This is a genomic window from Methylobacillus pratensis, from assembly GCF_054072455.1.
On record NZ_JBSUSR010000002.1, the window covers coordinates 101,255 to 122,336 of the forward strand.

The following is a 21,082-nucleotide window of genomic DNA, read 5'->3' on the forward strand; positions in this document are numbered from 1 at the left end:
CGGCGCTCAATGAGCGCCGTTTGTGCTTCATTACAAAGCCAAATTACAGCTTAGTATTGCGACGACGTGCTACTGCACCCAGTGCGGCAAAACCGATCATCAGCATAGCAACACTGCTTGGTTCTGGCACGGCAGCAATATTGATCGCGCCGCTGTAGATACCGCCAGATACACCGCTGCTAGTACCAGCCACTGTGATGTAGTATTCGCCAGCTGCCAGGCTGCTGAATGTGAACTCGCCACCAGCAACAGCACCAGCCAACCAAGTATCAGTAGAGCTATACAGGTTGAAAGTCAGGTTGCTGAAATCCAGCACACTGATACCACCGTTAGACAATGGCAATTGACTCAAAGAGAAAATGCCGCTGCTAACATCTGCAAGACTGAAAGTGTAGTTAGTGCTGAAAGTAGTATCAGCAGCCACAGTATCGGTATAGGTATTAATACCGGCATTGAGTTCACCAAGATCTACCACATCAGCATAAGCACTAGAGGCTGCAACTAAGAACGCTGCAGGAACCAGTACGTTTTTGAGAATATTCATACAAACTCCTTTTTCTGATTAATATCGATGATATTCCCCCCATTGGGAATTATACATCAAGAACTTAAAATTCAAAGAATTTATAGTTATTCCCATATAAGCGATATAACTGATTTATAAAATAAAAACGGCGCCAACGGCGCCGTTTCACACATCAGAATTAAACTAATCCGATGCCAGGAATTACAGAGTCTTGCGACGACGTGCAACAGCACCCAGAGCAGCAAAACCAATCAACAACATGGCTACGCTGCTTGGTTCTGGTACTGGAGTGATAGAGAATGCGTAAGTACCACCAGAAGCACCGCTAGTTATACCTGCAACTTGTACATAATAACTACCAGCTGTGAGAGCATTCAGATCAAACTGTACTTCTTCAGCGGTAGGGACAGATACGGAATACAAAAGTGCATCCGCATCAAGATCACCATAGGTACCTGAGAAAACCGAGAAAGTTAGGGTGGAAAAATTATAACGATCGCCAGCCTTATTGGTCAGAATAATCTTGCTAATTGAGAACTCAGCGCCAGTGGCATCTAATTCAAATGTATAAAAATCACTGAATGTTGTGTTTTTTGCAACAGTCTTGGTGTGATCATATGTTTCTGTTAACGGACCCAAATCAACTACATCAGCATGGGCACTGGAAGCCGCAACTATGAGCGCTACGGAAGCCAGAAAAGCCTTGATAAACTTCATGGTAAATCCCCTATAAATGGTGAGAAAGAAAACTTATTGTTCTACAACGTAGACAAATTATAACAAGCCATATTTTTTTGTCTTGAGTCCGAATGGACTAATCCGAGAAATTTCTTGGAATAAGCTTATACAAATTCAAGGATATAAAAAATAAAAACGGCACCTTACGGTGCCGTTCTCAGCATTCATCGAATGATGAATTACAGGCTCTTGCGGCGACGTGCTACAGCGCCAAGAGCGGCAAAACCGACCAACAGCATCGCTACGCTGCTTGGCTCTGGTACAGCGGCGATGGAAAGGCCCACACCGTAGCGGCCAGCATCTTCATTAATCCCAGATGCAAAACCACTGATTTGCAACACGTACGTGCCTGAAGAAAGCAATGGAACTGAGAAATTGAGGCCTGAATCAATCTCATTGTTTTCAATATCAAAAAGAGAAACTGTCAAGTTGTCGATGAATTCAAATTGTTTCTTGCCAACAATAACGTTCAATACACCGGCACCGAAGTCAGCTACGACGTCTTCATCGATTGTGAAAGTAATAGTGTCGGTGAAATTACCGGCAGCAACGGTATACACCTTGTAGGTATCGGTATCGCTTACCACACCCCAACTGTAAGCGGTCGCATTCGCACTGGAAGCCGCAGCTATGAGCGCCACGGAAGCCAGCAAAGCCTTGATAAACTTCATGGAAAATCCCCTAAAAATATAAATGTAAAGACAAACAGTTATTTATTACTTGAAACTACGTCAATTATAAATGAGCCCACTCCATAAAAGCACTGAGTTTCAGTGCTTTTGGATTAGTCCGTTAGGACTAATCCATACTAATTCTCATTACAACTTGAATTTTTCCCGGCGGCGGCGATAGCTGACAAAGCCCATCAAGATGAAACCGGCCATCAACATGGCATACGTCGACGGCTCCGGGACAGCAGCTATCGCCAAGCGATAAAGCGACGTGGTCGCAGTCCCTTCATTCGCAATCGAGAGGTAGTATTGACCATCGTGGAAGTATCCCTTCATGCCTTCAGGCGCAAGATCACCGTCGGTCACGATCATGTCGATATACCTGACGTTGAGTGGATCGGTGATGTCGTATACTGCGACCGCAGACTTGAGCGTACGCTCCAATCCGATAAACGCAATGGTGCGGCCGTTGATTTCAAGCAGCTCGACGCCTTCAGGCTCTACCCCCTTGTCGTCACTGCGGCCATCATCGTAGAGGCCAAGCTCGATTGCCTTGGCATCCAGCTGGTTGCCGCTATCGAACACAAGGTTGCCATACTGGTCGCGAATGGAAAACGAACGCGCACCGAATGTGACGACATCCTCCGATGTCGTATCTGGAACGGCAATATTCAGGCGGTTGGCATCGCCATTTCCTCCCAGGCGCTGTTTGTCCACCTCGTCTTCACGGGTATCCCCCTCGTTGGCCAACACGATGAAAGTCTGCCCATTGGCCTCGTAAGCTGCAATGCCATCAGGCTGGTATAGGCCACGCGCATTGACGGGACGCAGCTCGATACGCCCATCACGATCGGATGGATCAATATAGTTGCCAGGCGCACTGAAATCCTTAGTACCCAGGCCAATGACCTGCTCGGCCTGATTGGTATTGAGATTGATCACGCCCACGCCATTGGCCTCCTGCAGGGAAACAAATGCCTTGGTGCCATCGCGGCTCACGGCAATATATTCCGGCTCATAATCCATTCCGGCAATGGATTGGGGACGCAAGTCACTGCCCGATACTGGCGCATTATTGAAATTGACGGTAGCCGTGACGGTGCGCGTACCCATCTCAATGACGCTGACGCTGCCGACGGGGTCATAGCCTGCATAGTCGGTTGGTGTACCCTCGTTGGCGACCAGAAGCCGGCTGCCATCCGGGCTGAATGTCAGCATATCGGGCAAAGCGCCGACGGTGATGGAATTGACACCGGTAGTCAATGCGCGTGTCGTGGTATCAAACAGCTTGACGACGCCCGACTGGGTACGGTCAGTGGTATTTTCGATAGCAAAGGCCGCAATGCCGTTGTAAATCGCCACGCTATTAATACTGCCGTAAATACTGGTATTGATATGCTGAATCAAGCTGCCATTGCTCGCATTGAGCACATCCACTCCTGCAACGCCCGCTACCCACAGCGAATTAGTGAGATGATCGAACGCAACGATTTCGGAAGACTGACCTGCTACGCCAGTGTTTGCATGGTCGTAAGTCCACAGTTTTTCCAGCGCGTTAAGTGGGTTGGCCGCACTGCTGACGGCTGGAAACAATGCCAGCGCAATGGCGGCAGATATTATGCTTTTTTTCATTTTTGATTTCCTGTCATTGGCTTGAATAACACGCTGCTTAAAGCAGTTTCTATTGCAAACTATTCTAGGAACTCAATATGACAGTTGTATGTGATTTCATAGTCCAATTAGACAAAAGGTGAATGACAAAAAAATCCCGGCCTAAGGCCGGGACAATACGCTTGCGCTTACCTCGATCACACTGCAAAGCTAGGGGGCGATATCGCCTGCGCCCAACTTGGCTTCGTCTATCTTATCCTTGTAGTCTTGCAGGATATTTTCCAACTCGACTCGCTTAAGCTGGGTAAAGGGCTCGTCGCGTATGACTTTCTGGTACAGGCTGGGCTTTTCATAAATCTTGATCAACTGCAGGCCGAAGTCATAGAGCCTGTCGTTCTTTTCCCTGCTGGCATTCAACTGCTGCTGCTTTTTCACGATCACAGCCTGCATATTGCCGCGTTCGGCCTCTCCCTTGCGTATGGCATCCTGGGCATTGGCAAGCTGCTGCTGGGCCTCTTCAAGCTTGGCCTGCAATGCCTGGCTGCTCGACTGCATAGCCGCCTTTTCCTTGCGAAGCTCCTCGATCTCGGCACTCAAGACGGCATTGCGGCGGCTGGCGCTGGCAACGCTGCTCTTCAACTCATTGCTCTTAACCTGTTCAGCCTCCGCCTCCTGTTTGAGCTTGGCTTTCTCCTGCTCGAACTGACTCTGCAATTGCTCTTTTTCGGCTTGCACCTGTTGCATCATCTGACGCATGCGACGCTCTTGCTGCTTGGCTGCTTTGTCCTTGCTGTCCGCCGGCCATGCGGCGGTTGAAACACCCGCAAACATCCCAGCCATCAGCAACCACGCAACCAATATCTTCGCTGACTTCATCATCAGAACCTGGCTGTCAGGTCAAACTGGAACACGTCGATTCGCAATGGCAATCCAGTTACCTCTTGCGTACTCAGCCAACGCGCTGTCAGCCATGTGTTCTTGTCCAGACCATACAACCCACCAAGAATAAATCCCTTGGCATTAGTACCACCAAGATGGAAATCAGAATCAGTGAATGCATCCATTACTGAATCTGCCTCCAACTTTTTGTATGCTCCAAACACTTGCCAATCATGGCGCTGCTGCATTTCAGGCATTCCCACGATCAATTTGAGCTGATAAGCTTGATTTTCCTTTTCATACAAAGTATTGGTACGACGCAAAATTTCCTGCTGGTCAAATCCGATATTGATTGCATAGTCAGCCTGTAAAATCACGTGTACCGGATCAAATGCAGCCAGATCAAGCTGAGACGTCAGGTTGATCACGCGAAATTTAGATGCTACGGCACAACCACGAGTCTCAATCACCCCAAACCCACCAGAAACATCTCCACATGATGCTTGACCATTACGATAAATATCCAGCGTATTATTGCCCTTTTGACGATAAGGCATCACGGTGCTGTTATAGCGCATATCCAATGCCGGCCCTAGGTTGTTGGGAATCCCCTGCACATTCTTGAAGTCATAGAATGCAAGGCCAATCTTGGCGGATGACTGATTCGGACTGGTCCATTCAACTCCAGCCTGGGCACCCAATATCCATTTATCCTTGGCCTTGTTAACATCGCCTTTCTGCACTTGGTCGATCGGGAAAGCGCCTATCGTGCCAAAGCCTTTCACGCTATCGTTAAATTTGGGCATAAAAGTCGCTGCAGCCCCATCAAATGCCAATGAACGATCCCACACCATGTCTGAAGAAAAGAAAGGATTGGCAAACCGTCCCGCACTTATTGTCAGCCAGTCATAGGGCTTGGCTGTCACGAACACTCGATCCAGCCCCCAATCCAATTTAGCAGCGCGGATATCAATCGATTGATTAGGAGATAACGGATTATCCATATGGCCGCTGGTCATGCGGATGCCTGCAGTCAGCCAATCACTCAATTTCGCATTCACGCCAAAGCGTGCCCTCACCCGATACCGATCCTGGTCTTGTGTGCTATTCAACATCAATACTTGGCGTGAAGGATCCACGGCCAATGCATATTCTGAAGCATTACGTGCAGAGAATCTGAGCGGTTCGTAACGCAATCTCACATCACCCTCAAACGAGATGCGGTCCAGCCAGTCTGGCAATTTCAGCCGCTCTTCCTCAACGTGGTAGTTGAGCTTGGCCATCACGTCTTTCTCGATATCGGCTCGTAACTGCTGCTTGACGAAATCAGGCACATATTGGACGCGCACGACATTGCTGTCGCCTTGGGCACCCACTGCTCCAGCCGCCGCTGGGACCGCTGATTCCGCCTCGGCACTTGATGCAGGCGATTGCCTCGCTTCCTCAGCCTTTCTGATCAAGGCATCGGCCTTGTCCTTGGACAGAATGCCTTCCTGCACCAATGCCTCGATCAAGCCGACCGTGGTGCTGCGCAACTGCTCCAGCGATTCGCGCTCGCCCGCCATGGCAGGCGATGCAAAAGCGCTCGCCATCACTAGCGCCATTATCGTGGGTTTCATCATCCCTGGTTTATTCATCATCTGTTCTCTTATCTTCATCTTGGCCTATCAAGCCCATGCATATACAAACCGACTCACCGTCGAGACTGTCAGCCGCCCATGCTCTTGGCGGTAATCCGTAATTTCACAGGCTGCGGCATGTCCTCGGGCGGCGGTTCAGAAATGCGTTTTACCGAACGCAGCGCCTGCCGCAGCAACTCGTCCTTCTTCTGGTCTCCGCTGCCATTCACCAGCTCGATTCTTTCCACCTGCCCGTCCTTGGCAAGCCATAACTCGACCACGATCTTGTACTGCTCCTTCGCCAACTCCTTTTGCTCTGCAATCGCCGCCTCGATGCTGGCCTTGATCTTGCCCGTGTACCAGGCATATGCCGCCAGGCTCTTGTTACCGCCGATTTTCACTCCCACGTCGCCGCCGCTATATTCGTTGGTAACCTTGCCTGCGCCGAACGCGCTGGGCGCATCTCCCGCATCGCCCTCCATCTTGAGGTTCTGCGGTTCGGGCGGCGCTTCCACGGGCTTGGGCTGATCCACCTTGATTTCCTTCGGTTGCTCTTTCGGCTGCTCCTTGGGCGGTTCCTTTGGCGGCGGTGGCGGAGGCGGCGGTGTATCCGGCAGGATCTTGATCGTGGTCACCGGTTGCTTCTTCGGCCCTGGTTTGCTCGACAACAGGCTATAAATGCCATACCCAATCAATGCCAGCACGACCACCGCAAGCAGCACCATGGCAATTCGCCTGGATGCTGCTGCTGTGCTCTTCACTGCATTTGCTTCCACTGCCATTGCATTGCCGTCCTGCATCACGTCCCGATCCTGGAAGTCACCAGGCCCACGTTCTCGATTTCCAGCCGGGTCACGAGATCCACCACGGCAATGATTCCTGCATAGGGCGCTCGCGCATCTCCCTTGATCATCACGGAGAATTTCGGGTCGCGCGCCTTCGCGGCATTGAGCTGGCTTTCCAGCTCAGCCAGATTCACCCCTATACCGTTCAGCAGCATGCTGCCGCCTTCCTGCACCTGCACGATCTTGACTTCGTGCTGCTCCGTGCTCGGCTTGTTGGAAGGCTTGGGCAGGTTCATGGTCAAGCCCTGCACCGATGCCGTCGTCATGAGGATGAAAATCACCAGCAGCACGTAGGCCAAGTCCAGCATCGGCGTGATATTGATCGAGTCGTACGGCTTGCTGTCGTCTTGAATCTGCATGGCTCAGCCCTCCACTCTCTTGGTGACCAGGCCCACCTCGGTGATGCCCAGCTTCTTGCATATTTCCAGCACGGCAGAGACCTTCTCGTAGTGCGCTGCCGCATCGCCCTTCAGCACCACCGGCAGCTCTGGGTTGTTGGCTTTGTACTCGCCCAATCGCTGTTCCAAGGTGGCAAGGTCGACCGGGTAGGCGTCCAGGTAGACATCGCCCTCGCTCGTAATCGTGATGCCGCGGATATCCGGCTTGGCAAGGTTGCCTGTCGCGCTGGTCTGTGGAATCTCCACCTTGACGCCCTGCACCGATGCCGTGGTCATGATGATGAAGATCACCAGCAGCACATAGGCGAGATCAAGCATCGGCGTGATGTTGATCTCGTCATACGGCTGGTTGTCTTCCTTGATATCCGCCATGCTTACTTCCCGTAGAGCTCGGCAACGCGGGTGACATACTCATCGACGAATATCTGCATATCGGTGTTGATGTTCTTGATGCGGCTGGAAAGATAGTTGTAGCCAAACAGGGCGGGAATCGCGACGGCAAGACCGGCAACGGTCGCCATCAGCGCTGCGGCAATACCAGGCGCGATCGCATTGACGTTCACATCACCCGCTGCCGCAATCTCGGCAAAGGTGATCATGACGCCGATCACGGTTCCCAGCAGGCCCAGGAAAGGGCCACCGGAAATCGCGATCGTAAGCAGCACGATATTGGCATTGAGCTTTTTGTTCTCACGGATCAGATCCGCATCGATCGCCGCCTTGATTGCATCCAGGGAAGCGCCGCTGAGCGCCAGCGAGCCGTCCTCTGCGTAGCGCTTGCGTATTTCACGCAATCCCGCCATATAGAGCCTGGCCAATGTGGAATCGCTTGTATTGGCGCCTTGGTCTAGCTGCAACAACTGCGCATTGCTGGCTTCATTGAAACGTTGCAGGAAATCCCGGTTGGCCTTATCGTTGCGGGCGACCTGCCTTGCCTTGGCCGCCATCACGGCAACGCTGATGGCAAACATGATGGTCAGGATGATGATGACGACCCAGGCATCCACCGTCAGGCTATGGAATAGCACCATGAAGTGCGAGCTGCTGCCTTCCTCTTCGTCACCTTCATCAGCGGCATGCACCTTGATCAACTGACTGTCCATGCTCTGCCCTATGGCCGCCAGCTTAATCCAAGCAGCGCTGCGGGCAGTGTTCGCCAGCTCCAGTTCATCCAGCTCGCCCTGGATGCCCGCACCGACCTGGACGTTATCTGCAACATCCGCCAGCCCTGCATCGCCGCTGGCAACTTCGGCGCCATCCAGGTAGAGGCTGGCCTTGCCGTTGCCTACCGTCAGCGCGACATGCTGCCATGCGCCGGACTTGAGTTCACCGCCCGCAATTGCCGCGCTGCCATTGCTGAATTTCAGCTTGCCGCCTTCGAGGGAAAAGCTGATATTGCCCTGCTGGTACAAAGTGCCATCCAGCGCAGTGGGCTTGAGCCATGCGCTCACGCTCAACCCACCCGCATTGCTCAGCGCCAGAGTGGGATTTCCCGGGATCACCAATGGCGACCCATCCAGCACAGCGGCCTCCCCAATCAACGCCGCCTTCTGCACCGAAGCATTTCCGCTGGCAACCAGGCCGTGCTTGGTATCCTGCAGGAAGGTTTTTTCGGCGAAATGGAATACCGCCGTGGTGGCCTCATCGAAGCTGCCCTGGCTGTCCGAGGTAGACGCTGCGGATTCATTGCCGGAATAGAGCCAGATGTGGGCACTCTTGTCGGCCGGATCCACCGTCGGCAGTAATACCCATACCACGGCCAATTCGTTGATCGAGTCGAACTTCTCGATATGGAACTTGAGTTCGGTCTTGTCGTCTGCGGCAATCACGCGCAGGTCCGAGCCATCGAGATTGGCGGAAGAGAAATCGAAATTGCCGGAATGCAATCGCAGCACCACAGGCACCTGGCTTTCCGCAGACTGTATCCCCGCCGGATTCACATCCACCTTGGCACGGCTGCTCCAGGCATCGTTCCAGGCTGCATGCGCCAATGAGGACACCATCAGCAAGCCCAGCAGAAAACCACACTTTCTCAACATCGAACCGCGCTCCACAAACAAAGCGCGTAATATAAATTTCACATGTGACACACTAGTGACCCATACGTGAAATTGCCGAGTCACAAAAATGAAAAAAGAACTAGTCTCGACTAGTCCTTTTTCTCACTACCGTGCGTTATCTCAGTATATTACCCAGGCCTAAAATCTCTACCGTTACAAACGATGGCAGCATTGTCGCAGGATTAAATAGCTGTGCTGGCGCCATCTGAGCGGCTATATCCGCAGCATTTGTTGCTGATGCTCCCGTTCCGCTACTGCCGACATTAGCTCCAGCCAGAGTACTGGTCGGTGCAGGGGTAACCCCCTGGGTGTTACCAAATACGGTAAGTCCACCCATGCCAATAATAGGCCCTACTACCAAGAAATCACCTGCCACCACTCCAGCTTCATTGAGATTCAACAATCCCCGAGGAGCCAATAAAGATGCAGCACCTCGCTTCGGTGCCTCAAGCGGGCCATCAAAGCCGTCAGGGTCATAAGTCTGAGCCTGAATGCCGCTACCTGCGGCAGCACCTTTGACCGTACGGGTCGTGCGACCAAATACGTCCGTACTGATTTCCACGTCGGGAATCGACACCGCCGTCTTAGATCCGCGCCCTGCATCAATATCCCCATGATTTACCCATACCGTAATATCACCACCATACTGAGTAATCACGCGGGACTGATTGACCTGGAAGCCAGTCTCTGCAAACGCCCGAATATCACCGCCACCTTCGGTAAATACGCCAATATTGCCAGATGCAGCGCCACCTGGAACGCCCACGTTGATCATGCCTCCAGGCGCCAACAGATCTATGCTGCCATCGCGCACGGTGCGGATACGACTTTGGAAGAGACTCATATCTCCCTTGTAATGATCAGACTGCCAAAGCATCGCAATCGCTGCGTCACCACGTGCATGGCTTTGTGTTGAGGCATATGCCTTGCCAGATGCCAAGAGTTCCGACGAGAAATGCCGATAAACAAAGACCGCCTGTTGATCTTTTTCTAGGGCAAGATAGGACGTTAATGCATCGGCATCTGACAAATTGGCATTACCAGTCAGCCCACGCATATATTCTGTGAGGGCTTGACTGGTCGCCACACGATATGCCGCCATGCTCGCAGGGTCACCTTGAAGTGCAACCGGTCCGCCACCATCAGGCTTGATATAGTAATTAATATAATCATCAACACTGGCACCCTGCCCGACACCCGCCAAAACTGTGACTGAGGCTCCTTGTTGTGGCAAAGCCGCATTCGCCGTATTCGCCAAGCTGTTGATACCATTGCTACGACCCAGATCCAGGTTGCGCCCAGCCTCAACAAGTAAATTGCCTGGCCCGCCAACATTAATGCCGCCAGCCCGGACATTGGCGTAATACAAATCACGCCCGGCACGCACCACGCTCAAATCACCACTACGCATGTTCTGCATATTTAGATCAAGATTGCGGATATCCTGGCCTGCCACAATGACGGATTCCTTGGGCAAGGTAATGCTGGAAAGGCCAGACGTATTCGTCCATGATGCCAAGGAGCCATCGCGTGCCACAATGGACGCTATTAACATATTGTCACGATGCAAGGGTACGGGCGCATGATTATTGACAATGATGTTATCCAGCCCGTTAGCGCCAGCAGGATTGAATATAGGCGACCTGATACCAGGCACTTGCGCAGGATCAGCATCTGAAATGAGGATTTGGTCTGCCAGCAAACTACCTGCCGCCAACAGGCTCAAGTTGCCATTAGCATTAGGCATCAATTTCATCGTGCCAACATTAATATCACCACCAAAAGCCGTCGCACTGACAGTGCCTGGATAATAAGCCAAGCTGGCAATTGAATTATTTGCGTTTGCCAATCCGGTCAACTTGCTGACGAAATTAGAGGTGCTTGACTGCACCATGCCAAATGTCACTCCCCCTCCAAGCGATGCCACGTCAATGGCTGCCCGGTCAGAGTAGGTGTTGAAGAATGCGCTGCGTCCAGTCTGGTTCAATGTGCTTTGCGCATTGGTTGTCGTTTGCGCAAATAGGGTCGGGTTGTATACCGATTCAATGTAGACGTTACCGAGCGCAGCCACGTTGGCAGTCGCATCCTGCAAGGCTAATGTAGTCCCCAAAGTCACTGCATTGCCTTGTGCATTGAAGGTACGGCCAATTTCACCCCCCGCTTGTATATCCATTTGGCCCTTACCCACAAAATACATGCCATTGAGGATATTGCCTCCAGACGAAACACTCAGATTACCGCCGCCATCGATGACCGATGCATCAGGCGCATAACGTGCCGTCGTAGGCGCCGAGGCCGAGAAGTTAGTGATATTGCCACCCGCACTCACTAGCACATTGCCACCACCAAACGCCGCGACACCCTGCTGGAACAAGTCCGTGCGCAACCACCATGTGGGATGTTTGTTTGTGGTACCGACTGCCTGGCGGAACAACCAGTTGTTCACCACTTGTTGGGTGCCAGAAGCATTTACTAATATGCCAGTGATGTCTCCTTGCGTCACAATACTCAGATCACCACCATTGGTCAGGTATTGCGCTCCATTATTACCAAATCCATCCGTGGTAGCCGGTGCAATAAAACCATTCAGGTCTGCGGCTGCATTGCCCGCGGTATAAATCACCGAGCTTGCATTACCGAGTGTCAGGTTTCCACCAGTGGCAATATTGATATCCCCTGTCCCAGTACGCACAAGTTTGCCGTTCGCCAGCACTAGGTTGCCTGATGTTTCATTTTGGATGGTGGACAAATGATTCACAGCCGTCATATCTGCGCCCGATACCAGACTGATCGACCACGAATCACCTGTCGCCAATGCCGATGTCGCAAGGACGCCATTGAAGCCATCACTGATACTGCCATTGAGCTGCAGATTGCCTGTACTACGTATCGTGATTGCTCCATCGCGCCCTTGCGACAGGGAGTTTAAATTCCAGTCATTCGCCAGAGTCGCGTTACCATCCACACGCACTTCAGTATGTGGCGCGACAATCGCGGTAACGCCGTCGCTACTAGCGTGATAGCTCGCTGCTGCAGCGTCTGCATCCGCATAGAACTGATCAGTATTGGCTTTGATCGAATTGAGCGTGGCGGCATTCAGGGTAGTGCCACTCTCCATAACATGCACCGATTCCAGTAATATCTTATCGGCACCAGACACTGCAGCAGTCGCATTATGGTCAACCTTGAGGCCAGCAGTACCCTCGCGCTCAGCGCGCATGTTCACTTGCCCTCGCTGGCCACCACTCACATCGATCATTGCCGCATCAGCCAGCCGAGTAACACCATCTGCCCCGAACACTTTGGTATTGATCGTGCCACTTTCGCTTGAGAGCAATACTTTGCCACCTTTGCCATCACTCGCCCCGCGGGCAAGTAGCTGTCCACCAGCATTAAGTCTCAGGTTGTCGCGAGCATATATCCTGATATCGCCACCGTTGTTTCCACTGGCATCAACAGTACCTGCAATTTCGATACCGCCACCATCAGCACTCAGGGTGAAATGACTCACTTCCACATTATCACCAGCTGCGATATGCACATCACCAGTACGTACTCGCAAATCCCGTGAGGCGTGGAATCCACCATCGTTCAATGCTGCGTTCAGAACAGAAAAATCAGCAAGCCTGCCAGCATCCAGCACAAAACTGCCACTGGTCTTACCAGTACTAGCCTGTCCATGCAATGTACCCGTTGCGATATTGACATCACCAGCGGCACTCACTGTCACCGTCCCAGCATTACCTCCCTCGCCACCACTAACATCAATCACTGCACCAGTGACGACAGCGACATTCCCTTGATCAGACTGCAGCGCCACTGTGCCGCCAGGAGTATGTCGCGTGAAGCGGTCAAAACTTATGGCACGCGAAGCCGTATCAAGCCGCGCATCTGATGTCACATTGAGGTCACCCTGTGTGGCTCGTGCAGTTAATTGACCTGAGGCCAATTCGATACTACCGCCTAGCTGGACTTCGTTTCCTGTCAGGCTAAGCTTGCCACCCAGCCCCGCAGATGACTGCTCCAAGGCATTGCCATTAGATGCCGTTACCAAGCCACCTGTTGCGTTGATTGCATAATTGCTGCCTGTATCAGCAGAGATGCGAGCCGTGGTCATGTTTGTGCTTGCGGCATCTAAATTCAGATTACCTATACCACCAAAAGTCAGCTCTCCAGCGCTGGCAAGCGTTATATTGTCATATCCACTGATAGCAACATTACCGGTGTTGGCGGCATTGCCACTCGCTGCTGCATTTTTACCTTCCACACGTATGCTGTTGGCATCCACTACTATCGTACCGCTGCGTGTAGGTGCTGTTGTCAACGTGGCGCCAGCCGAATTCTTCAATACCAGTTGATTTGCCTGCAAACTGGCTGCATCAGCTTGCGCAAGATCATGCCCGACAATACCAGCCGCATTGATCGTGACATCCAGATTTTTGCTGCCGAACTCCACATCGCCGTAAAGATTCAGATTGCCATGGCTATTCAGGGTAACCTGACGCAAATTGCCAAAACTCGCTAACAAATTGTTGTCAACACGCATGCCAGTCACATCCACTGCCGGCATACCCAGCACGATGCTCTGCGCTCCCAGCGTCACTGAGCCGCCATCATTGACACGAACGCTACCATTGAGATTGGAAGCAGCCGTCGCATCCAACACCAATGACCGCGTAGCATTAATCTGGCTGCCTGCCTGGATATCCAGCACACCGCTCACGGGATTACCGGATGCGCCAGCACGGTCAAATACCACATCATTGCTACCCGACACTGCTAGCAATGCACCATCACCATTCACCCTTAATACAGTATTGTTCTGGCTAGCGGCTCCCTCCGCCTTGATCACTGCACCCGTTTCCACTGTGACATTGTCAGAGGCCGTAGCAATCAACTGATTGACCTCGAGCGCATGATCTTGATCATTAGCAAACGTGACTTCACGAGAAATTGTCGTAATCTCGACGGCTTCATCGCCTTGGCGGCGGGAACCTCCTAGCAAAATGCTTTCGGCATTCATGGCGCCAAGCGCATCTGCCTTGATCTGCAAGCTGCCATCATCCGCCCCGATCTCAGACACCACACTGATCTTGTCAGAGACAATATCCACCATGGCGCCACGTCCTTCGGCAGGCCGATCTGTCTTCAAAGTGGCGTTTAACGTCAAGGTATTGGTGGCAGACAATATCAGCTGCCCTGCGTCCATCGCCAATCTTGGCGCAACCAAGCCAGAAACATTGGCTTGTTCAGTAAAGAAAGTATTGCCACTGCTGATCATGTATTCAGCCGGTGCACGTGTCACACTGCCAGTCGCAGTGCGGAATACATTGCCATTGGTGACACGGAATGTTTCCCAAAGCGCGTTGCGACTACTACGGTTGATATTGGTCTGGTATCCGGACACCAAACTAGATCCATCGTGCAACAAGGTACTAGTGCCTTGGCGTACATTTTGGCCAGGCGCTGCTTGCACCAGGTAAGCGCCTTCTAACAATGCATAACGTGCGGGAAGCAAAGTATAGTAACCAGCAGGCAAGCCAGCTATACCAGACAGATATACTGCTTTTCCAATATCTGGAGCGTTATCTTTACTGTAGTCATAGTCATAAGGGGCATATTCGCCTTGCATGCCAGGCTTGATAGCGTAATAACCTTGCTGTGCCAAAATATCCAATGAACCGCCTATACCCTGAATCCACTCATAGGCAAACGTATCTCCACCACCGGAGATATCGATCACTGCGCCAGCCTTGAGGTCAATATCCTTGCCGTTCAAGGTAATACGCTTCTCCAACGGCGTATTGCCATAGCTATTGGGCAGGCTCCAGCTAGTTCCGCCTTGCATGGTGGTGCCGTAAGGAATACTCAAGCCCGCGGCAGATACGGAAGTCAGGCTTTTTTCACCCAATATCAGATTTTTGTCATCGGCTGTATCCAGAGTGATTTGACCCAATGGCGCCAGCAGTACGCCTTCTTGCCGGATAGTCACGGCTTTCAATCCCAGTTTGCCACCGGCACTGTATACAGGTTGATACGCGAGACCGCTGGAATAAATATTGATATTGCTCTCAGCGCCCAACGCCTCGATATTAAAGCTGCTGTTGGTCACGGGATAGACCTGGCGCGCTGTTAATGTCAAATTGCCGTTGCTCTTCAAGGACCCAGCATTATCAAATGTCAGCCCCCGCAGACGAATGTCCAAACGGCTATTCAATTCAGCCTGACTGACACCGGAAAGATTGACAGTACCATTCACATCAATGAAATCAGCGTTGACTTTGAATGTGCCATTACCGGTCTGCACGTGATTATTAAGAATAGGCGCCGCCAGCGTCACGTGCGAGGCATCTACTTCAGCAACACCGTTGCCTCCGACTTCAAATGCAGAGGCAGTAAGAGACAATGTTTCGGGTGCAACAAGCTTCACACCGCTTTCCAGCAAAATACGGTCTCGCTGGACAGCATCGGGCGCGCGGCCTTCGGTCGTGCTTTCAATCGCTACATGATCGAACCCACCAGCATTGATCTGCTCGGTGGAAACTTGTGCCTTGCCTTCAAAAGCTGCCAAGCTATCACGTACATTCAGGCCACTACCAACAACTTCCTTGTTTGTCGTAACGGTAAATACTCGCTCACCTCTAGGCGGGTTTGGCGCTTGCGAAGAATCAACCAGGTCGCCTTTCAGCGCCAGATTCAGTCGACCAGCCTCACCAGTCCCACTCGCCTGACCTTTGAAGCTGCCATCTAGCACCATACCTTCTCGTGCCGTGATGGCAATACTGCCCGCAGATCCATTCAATACCTGACGTTGAACGCCACGACCAGTATCAATATCAACAGCCCCCGATGTACCCGAGACATCCAGCATGCTCCCCTGCTCTGCCACCACAAAGCCTTTGTTAGCACTGATGGTAATCGTGCCACCATCCAGCACTTTAGCCTGCCCTAATGTTGGTACCGTAGCGGGCGGCCTGACATAACTTCCAGTCGCACTAATGATGGAGTCGCCACCTATCCAGATGCTCTGCTGATTATCATAGGCGACTTTATCCACCTCTCCGACCAAACTCAGCCGAATCGCCCCAGAAGACGAAAACAAGCTGCCCAACATCGTCAATTGCCGGCTTGCCTCTAAACTAATCGCTCCCGCTCTACCTTGCAGGTCTGGACTATCGGTACGAATAACCGTGTTCTTCAAGACGGTAAGATTGGCCAATGACTCATCGCCACCGTAAGCCGAGAAATGCACTGCCGAAGATGCGCGCTGCCCCTCGGATAGCAACACAGTGCTCGCCACATCAGACATATCGGTTCCACTGACCTTGCTACCATACGTAGGACGCATCATCAGCGTCTGCATCTTGGGATGGATGACGGTAGATTTCCCTGTCGCATCCCCAATCACGAACTCGCCACCATTGGCTGTATTCTTGACAGTGTAAGACGCAAATCCTCCCTGCTCAAAGAAGCCAGCCTGTAACCAGAAGTCTGTTGACGAAGATGATTGGCCACCAATCTGTACATTTTGTGCTGTTGATACAGAGAAATTACCGCCAAGGTCAAAGCCATAAGCTTGCACTGTACCGCCCAGAGAAACTGACTGCCCATCCAGACTGATATCGCCACCATTACCGGTACGCAATGTGCCATTGCTGCTCAACCAGGCGCCCGCACTAGCATCTAGGACGGCGCCTTTCCCTAATACCACATCCTTGCTGGCCGAGAGACTAATATTGCCACCATTTAATGCAATTGCAGATTGCATCGCACCAGCTACACGAGGATTATCATTATTCCAGTTTCCTGCTGTGCTAAGCTTCACGCCATCATCCACGACAATGGACTGATCATTCAATTGCGTTGCAACGGTGATATCTCCCCCAGCCGTCACGATATTACGATGGATATTGACTCCGCCGCCCTTTAAATTGACAGAGCCATTGGGTAGCGTGTTGACAGCTGCATCTACTTCAATTGTTCCCAGGCTGTTGACATGTAAGTGATTGAAGCCGGTATTCAATAATCCAGTGCCTACAATGGTTTCAGTACTGGTATTGACATCCTGCACACCAAAATTTTCGGCAACTTCCGCCTGAGATGCCTGGATACGCACCGTACCTTGTGTAGTAGTCAGGTTGAATTTGCCACCATCAGGAAGATTGGTCCGCTGGGTAACATCCGTACGTGTATCGGCCTGCATGTTGCCTGCCAGCATAGCCGGGCGTGCAGTCGTGATATTGACCGTCCCAGCATCCTGACCTTCACGATAGGCCGCCTGCCATGTTCCTTTGCCATTGGGATTGAGTTCTTTTCGATATGTCCAACCCCATTTCTGGTCGGTAAGTTTGAAGACATCAGCCAACCCATCATAGGCAACATTGCGGTCTCCATCAGAAATAGCGGTGAGACTACCCTGATAACGCAATAAACTCTCACGGATGAAGCCAGCAGCATAATCGATGACACCGCCAGAAACATTAATCACAGACCCTGCTTTAGTCACCACATCGCCTTGAGAAGTGATGTTCACGGTACCAGCCTTGCTCATCCGCTCTGCTACCGTTTGTGTACGCAATGCTAGCAAAGGTGATATATCGAACAAGTCAGTACCTTTACGCGCATCGAGATAAACGGTTTCACCAAACAAGGCCCCACCGCGCAATACAGGAGTATCCTTCAACTGATCAGAAAACAGCTGAACCTTAAGCTGATTCTTCTCCATCGCGGCAGTCGCATCCACACCAGAAACATCCAGCGTTGCATGCTGATCAAGAAAGACACGTACAGGATCCTGAACAGTCTCAGTTCCCGCCTTGGCAGAGATATTAATTTCCCCTCCCTTGGCGCGAACAAGCCCATTGATATTGACGGCTCTCCCTTCGATATTGATGCGTGATGGCGCCAAGGTCTGGCTGACAAGCACTTCCTCTTTATCACCAGTTTCCACACGCACTTCGGTCACGCTGCCCTCGCCGATAGTTACGGTACCAAACCGTTGCGCCTGGTAGTTATAACCGCTGACATCCGGTAACACATTGACAGAGTCGCGCGCAAGAAGATGGATAGAACCATTTGCGCGTACCGAGGTACTGGCTGATATCTTGCCTTGCTGATTCACAGCCAAGCCCACCAAAGTAACATTGCCACGATCAGCAATAATTTCACCCAAATTGGTTGCCGTACCGCCGGAGTCTACCTCCACCAACAAGCCGGCTGGATCGGTACTGGACTTGAGGTATACCTTTTCTCCAGCAGCAAGAATCGTCTGCCCGTCAGGGGTATTGATCACTCCATGGTTTTCTACATCCTTTGCCAGCAGAGTAATTCGCCCACCACTGGCGGCATTCAGGGTAGCGCCAGCTTCAACCTTGATGAAACCACCGGTATTGCTGAATACTGGCGCATTCCCCAACTTGGACAACAGCCCGTTGGTAAACAGGGCGTCATTCATATCGGCAGAAGTCACTGCCATCAAGGACCCTACATTAATCTGTGCGCCATTGGCGAAGATAATGCCATTGGTATTGACGAAATAATTGGTGCCTGGGGCATTGATGGTGCCTGCAATCACGCTGGGATTCAGGTCATGAATCCGGTGCAGCATCGACCAATTCGTCTGTTGGTTGATATTGAGTGTATGGGTGCGGGCAAGATTGAACTGGCTCCAATTTGCGATCGCTTGCGGTGCTAGCTGTTGGATTGTCGTCACGGTCGGCGTTGCACCGGAAACGTATGCGTTGCTCCATGCGCCACCTCCCATGATCAAGCCTGAGCTAGGCAACGGAGTCAAATCAGCCAGCACGCTGCCCGATGCCATGGATGCCATGAGCGCAGCCAAGACCCGCCTGCGGGCACGTGCGCCTCTGCCAGTTCGTGCAACCGTCCGCGCCATCTCGTGCGCGGGAACATATGTCCCCAGACGTTTATTAAACACCAGACGAAATACACCCTGATTCATGACTCTTCTCCCATCCTTACCAGTCGTACGCCACTCTGAAATGCAGCAGGTGATCGCCCTTGTCGACAAAACCCGCCGTTCTCAATGCGCGCGCGTAATCAAATCCAGCTGTCAATCCATGCCAGTTCTTCAGTTGCAGCCCGATACCGAACGAAGCCAGATTGAACACACTTTCCTGCTCAGGCAGCGGTTTCAGGATACGGACCTGGCCTGCGCTATAGAACAACGAGCCCACCAGGCTGCCGTCCATGTTGAGGTATTTTGCAAGTGATGGCGTGCGCAACTCGGCAGTAGCGAACAAGCCTTTGTCGCCGAGTGCGCTGGCTTCGTAATAACCACGCACGCTATCTGCGCCGCCGACGACGAACTGCTCATTGGCAATGATCGGGGCACTGGCAGCCTGGCCTGAAACACGGCCAAACAACTCCCAGCTCTTGGGCAATTTGTAGGTATGCTTGATATCGCCACGCAAATAGGCAAAGCTGCCTTCCGCCCAGGAACGCTTATCGGCAAACTCCTGTTCGTCAGAGCCGAAATTACGTATCGCAAACGTCAATCCGAGGTTAAATTGAGTCGTACTCTTTTCCGTGTTCAGGCTGCTGTCATAACCAGCAAAAAACGGCATATAACTGATTGGAGTATTGAAACCGCTACCGATCAAGCGCGTGGACTCATCAAAATCCTTGTAGTCCACTCCTAAGGTCAGATTATGAAAATAGCCTGACAAGGCCGGTGCTGGCAGCGGATGAATATATCGTAATCCAAGGATATTACCGTTACCGACCACATTGACATCGCCCACTGCGGCCACGTCGCTGCGTGAAACGACGCCATAAAATGCCCAGTAATCCCCGCCTGGCGTTGGAATAAGATAAGTTGCCGACAACACTCGCGTTTCATTGGTGTCTTCTGGTGTGACCTGGAAACTCAGGCTCAGGCTATGGTCCAGCTGCCACAGGTTGTCGTAACGTATCGAACCGTTTAGGCGGGTATGGGTAGTATTGGCGATATAGCGGTTATTCAGCTCCAAGCTGGCATGCAACGGCAGTTTGTCCTCCACCTTGAGATCCACCTCCACCTTGCCCGGCGTCTTGCCTGGCCGCAATACCGGCGCAACTTGGCGATCAGGCTGGGCATTCAGGCTGGCCAGCTGGCGTTGCACATTGGGGAAATAAGGCACTTTTCCTTCTTCCAGGTCAGGTGCCCGGCGCTTGATGGCTCCCAGGGAATAATACTTTGCACCGACCACTCGCAGCTTCTCGACTTTGCCTTCCAGCACCTCAAGCCTGACCACCTTGTTGCTGACTTCCTGCTCCGGCGTGTTCACGAACACCGTCAGGTAACCTGCATCATGGAAAGTCTTCTCCAGCGCCGCGCGTGCAGCTTCGACATCGTCAATCGTCTTGCCTTCGCCCAGGAAGGGATACACCGCCTCCTCAACCTTGCCAACGGGCAATACGGTATTGCCGCTCACGGTGAACTCCATGATGTCGAACCTGGGCTGCTCCTCGATCGCATCGGGGGCAACCTCTCGAGGAGCATCCACGCCATCCTCAGCCACAGCGAGCCCTCCCATGAAGGCTATGCTCAACAATCCAGTCATCCACAACAAAAATAAACGCACGCTTGCTACTTTCTCAGGTTTGCATAGATGGAAAATGGCGAATAAAACAAGCTGGGTATAGTTGCTTAACCAACATGCTTGATTGGCCGTTCTCGGGTTTTATCATCTCAATACACATGCCAAAAGCGCTGCTATCTTAGGAAGCGCACA

12 protein-coding genes are annotated in these 21,082 nt (G+C 52.0%); all 12 read right to left on the bottom strand.

All coding sequences use genetic code 11. The features are described 5' to 3' along the window. Window positions 1-43: 43 nt before the first annotated feature. Window positions 44-544, bottom strand: coding sequence for an FxDxF family PEP-CTERM protein (locus ACW4YW_RS05150; protein ID WP_457136584.1), 501 nt, complete (start codon window positions 542-544; stop codon window positions 44-46). A 183-nt stretch (window positions 545-727) separates the two neighbouring features. Then, window positions 728-1,243, bottom strand: coding sequence for an FxDxF family PEP-CTERM protein (locus ACW4YW_RS05155; protein WP_457136585.1), 516 nt, complete (start codon window positions 1,241-1,243; stop codon window positions 728-730). A gap of 200 nt (window positions 1,244-1,443) precedes the next feature. Then, entirely contained in the window at window positions 1,444-1,935 is a 492-nt protein-coding gene (locus ACW4YW_RS05160) for an FxDxF family PEP-CTERM protein (RefSeq protein WP_457136586.1), read from the bottom strand. Window positions 1,936-2,082: 147 nt separating this feature from the next. Continuing rightward, on the bottom strand, window positions 2,083-3,567 hold the full coding sequence (locus ACW4YW_RS05165; RefSeq protein WP_457136587.1) for a choice-of-anchor I family protein: 1,485 nt from the start codon (window positions 3,565-3,567) through the stop codon (window positions 2,083-2,085). A 189-nt stretch (window positions 3,568-3,756) separates the two neighbouring features. Next, a complete protein-coding gene (locus ACW4YW_RS05170) occupies window positions 3,757-4,425 on the bottom strand; it encodes a hypothetical protein (protein WP_457136588.1) in 669 nt (222 codons plus the stop codon). After that, window positions 4,425-6,065, bottom strand: a complete 1,641-nt coding sequence (locus ACW4YW_RS05175) for a putative porin (RefSeq protein WP_457136589.1) — start codon at window positions 6,063-6,065, stop codon at window positions 4,425-4,427. Before ACW4YW_RS05175 ends, ACW4YW_RS05170 begins: the two co-directional genes overlap by 1 nt. A 68-nt stretch (window positions 6,066-6,133) precedes the next feature. Beyond that, a complete protein-coding gene (locus tag ACW4YW_RS05180) occupies window positions 6,134-6,805 on the bottom strand; it encodes a TonB family protein (protein ID WP_457136590.1) in 672 nt (223 codons plus the stop codon). A 38-nt stretch (window positions 6,806-6,843) separates the two neighbouring features. Beyond that, on the bottom strand, window positions 6,844-7,248 hold the full coding sequence (locus tag ACW4YW_RS05185; protein ID WP_457136591.1) for an ExbD/TolR family protein: 405 nt from the start codon (window positions 7,246-7,248) through the stop codon (window positions 6,844-6,846). A 3-nt stretch (window positions 7,249-7,251) separates the two neighbouring features. Then, window positions 7,252-7,659 carry an ExbD/TolR family protein gene (locus ACW4YW_RS05190; protein ID WP_457136592.1) on the bottom strand — a complete coding sequence of 136 codons (408 nt, stop codon included), beginning with the start codon at window positions 7,657-7,659 and terminating at the stop codon, window positions 7,252-7,254. A gap of 2 nt (window positions 7,660-7,661) precedes the next feature. Further along, on the bottom strand, window positions 7,662-9,326 hold the full coding sequence (locus ACW4YW_RS05195) for a DUF2341 domain-containing protein (RefSeq protein WP_457136977.1): 1,665 nt from the start codon (window positions 9,324-9,326) through the stop codon (window positions 7,662-7,664). Between the two features lie 136 nt (window positions 9,327-9,462). Next, window positions 9,463-19,308, bottom strand: a complete 9,846-nt coding sequence (locus tag ACW4YW_RS05200) for a filamentous haemagglutinin family protein (RefSeq protein WP_457136593.1) — start codon at window positions 19,306-19,308, stop codon at window positions 9,463-9,465. Between the two features lie 16 nt (window positions 19,309-19,324). Then, window positions 19,325-20,884: a ShlB/FhaC/HecB family hemolysin secretion/activation protein gene (locus ACW4YW_RS05205; RefSeq protein ID WP_457136594.1), complete on the bottom strand. Its 1,560-nt coding sequence runs from the start codon at window positions 20,882-20,884 to the stop codon at window positions 19,325-19,327. Between the last annotated feature and the right edge of the window lie 198 nt (window positions 20,885-21,082).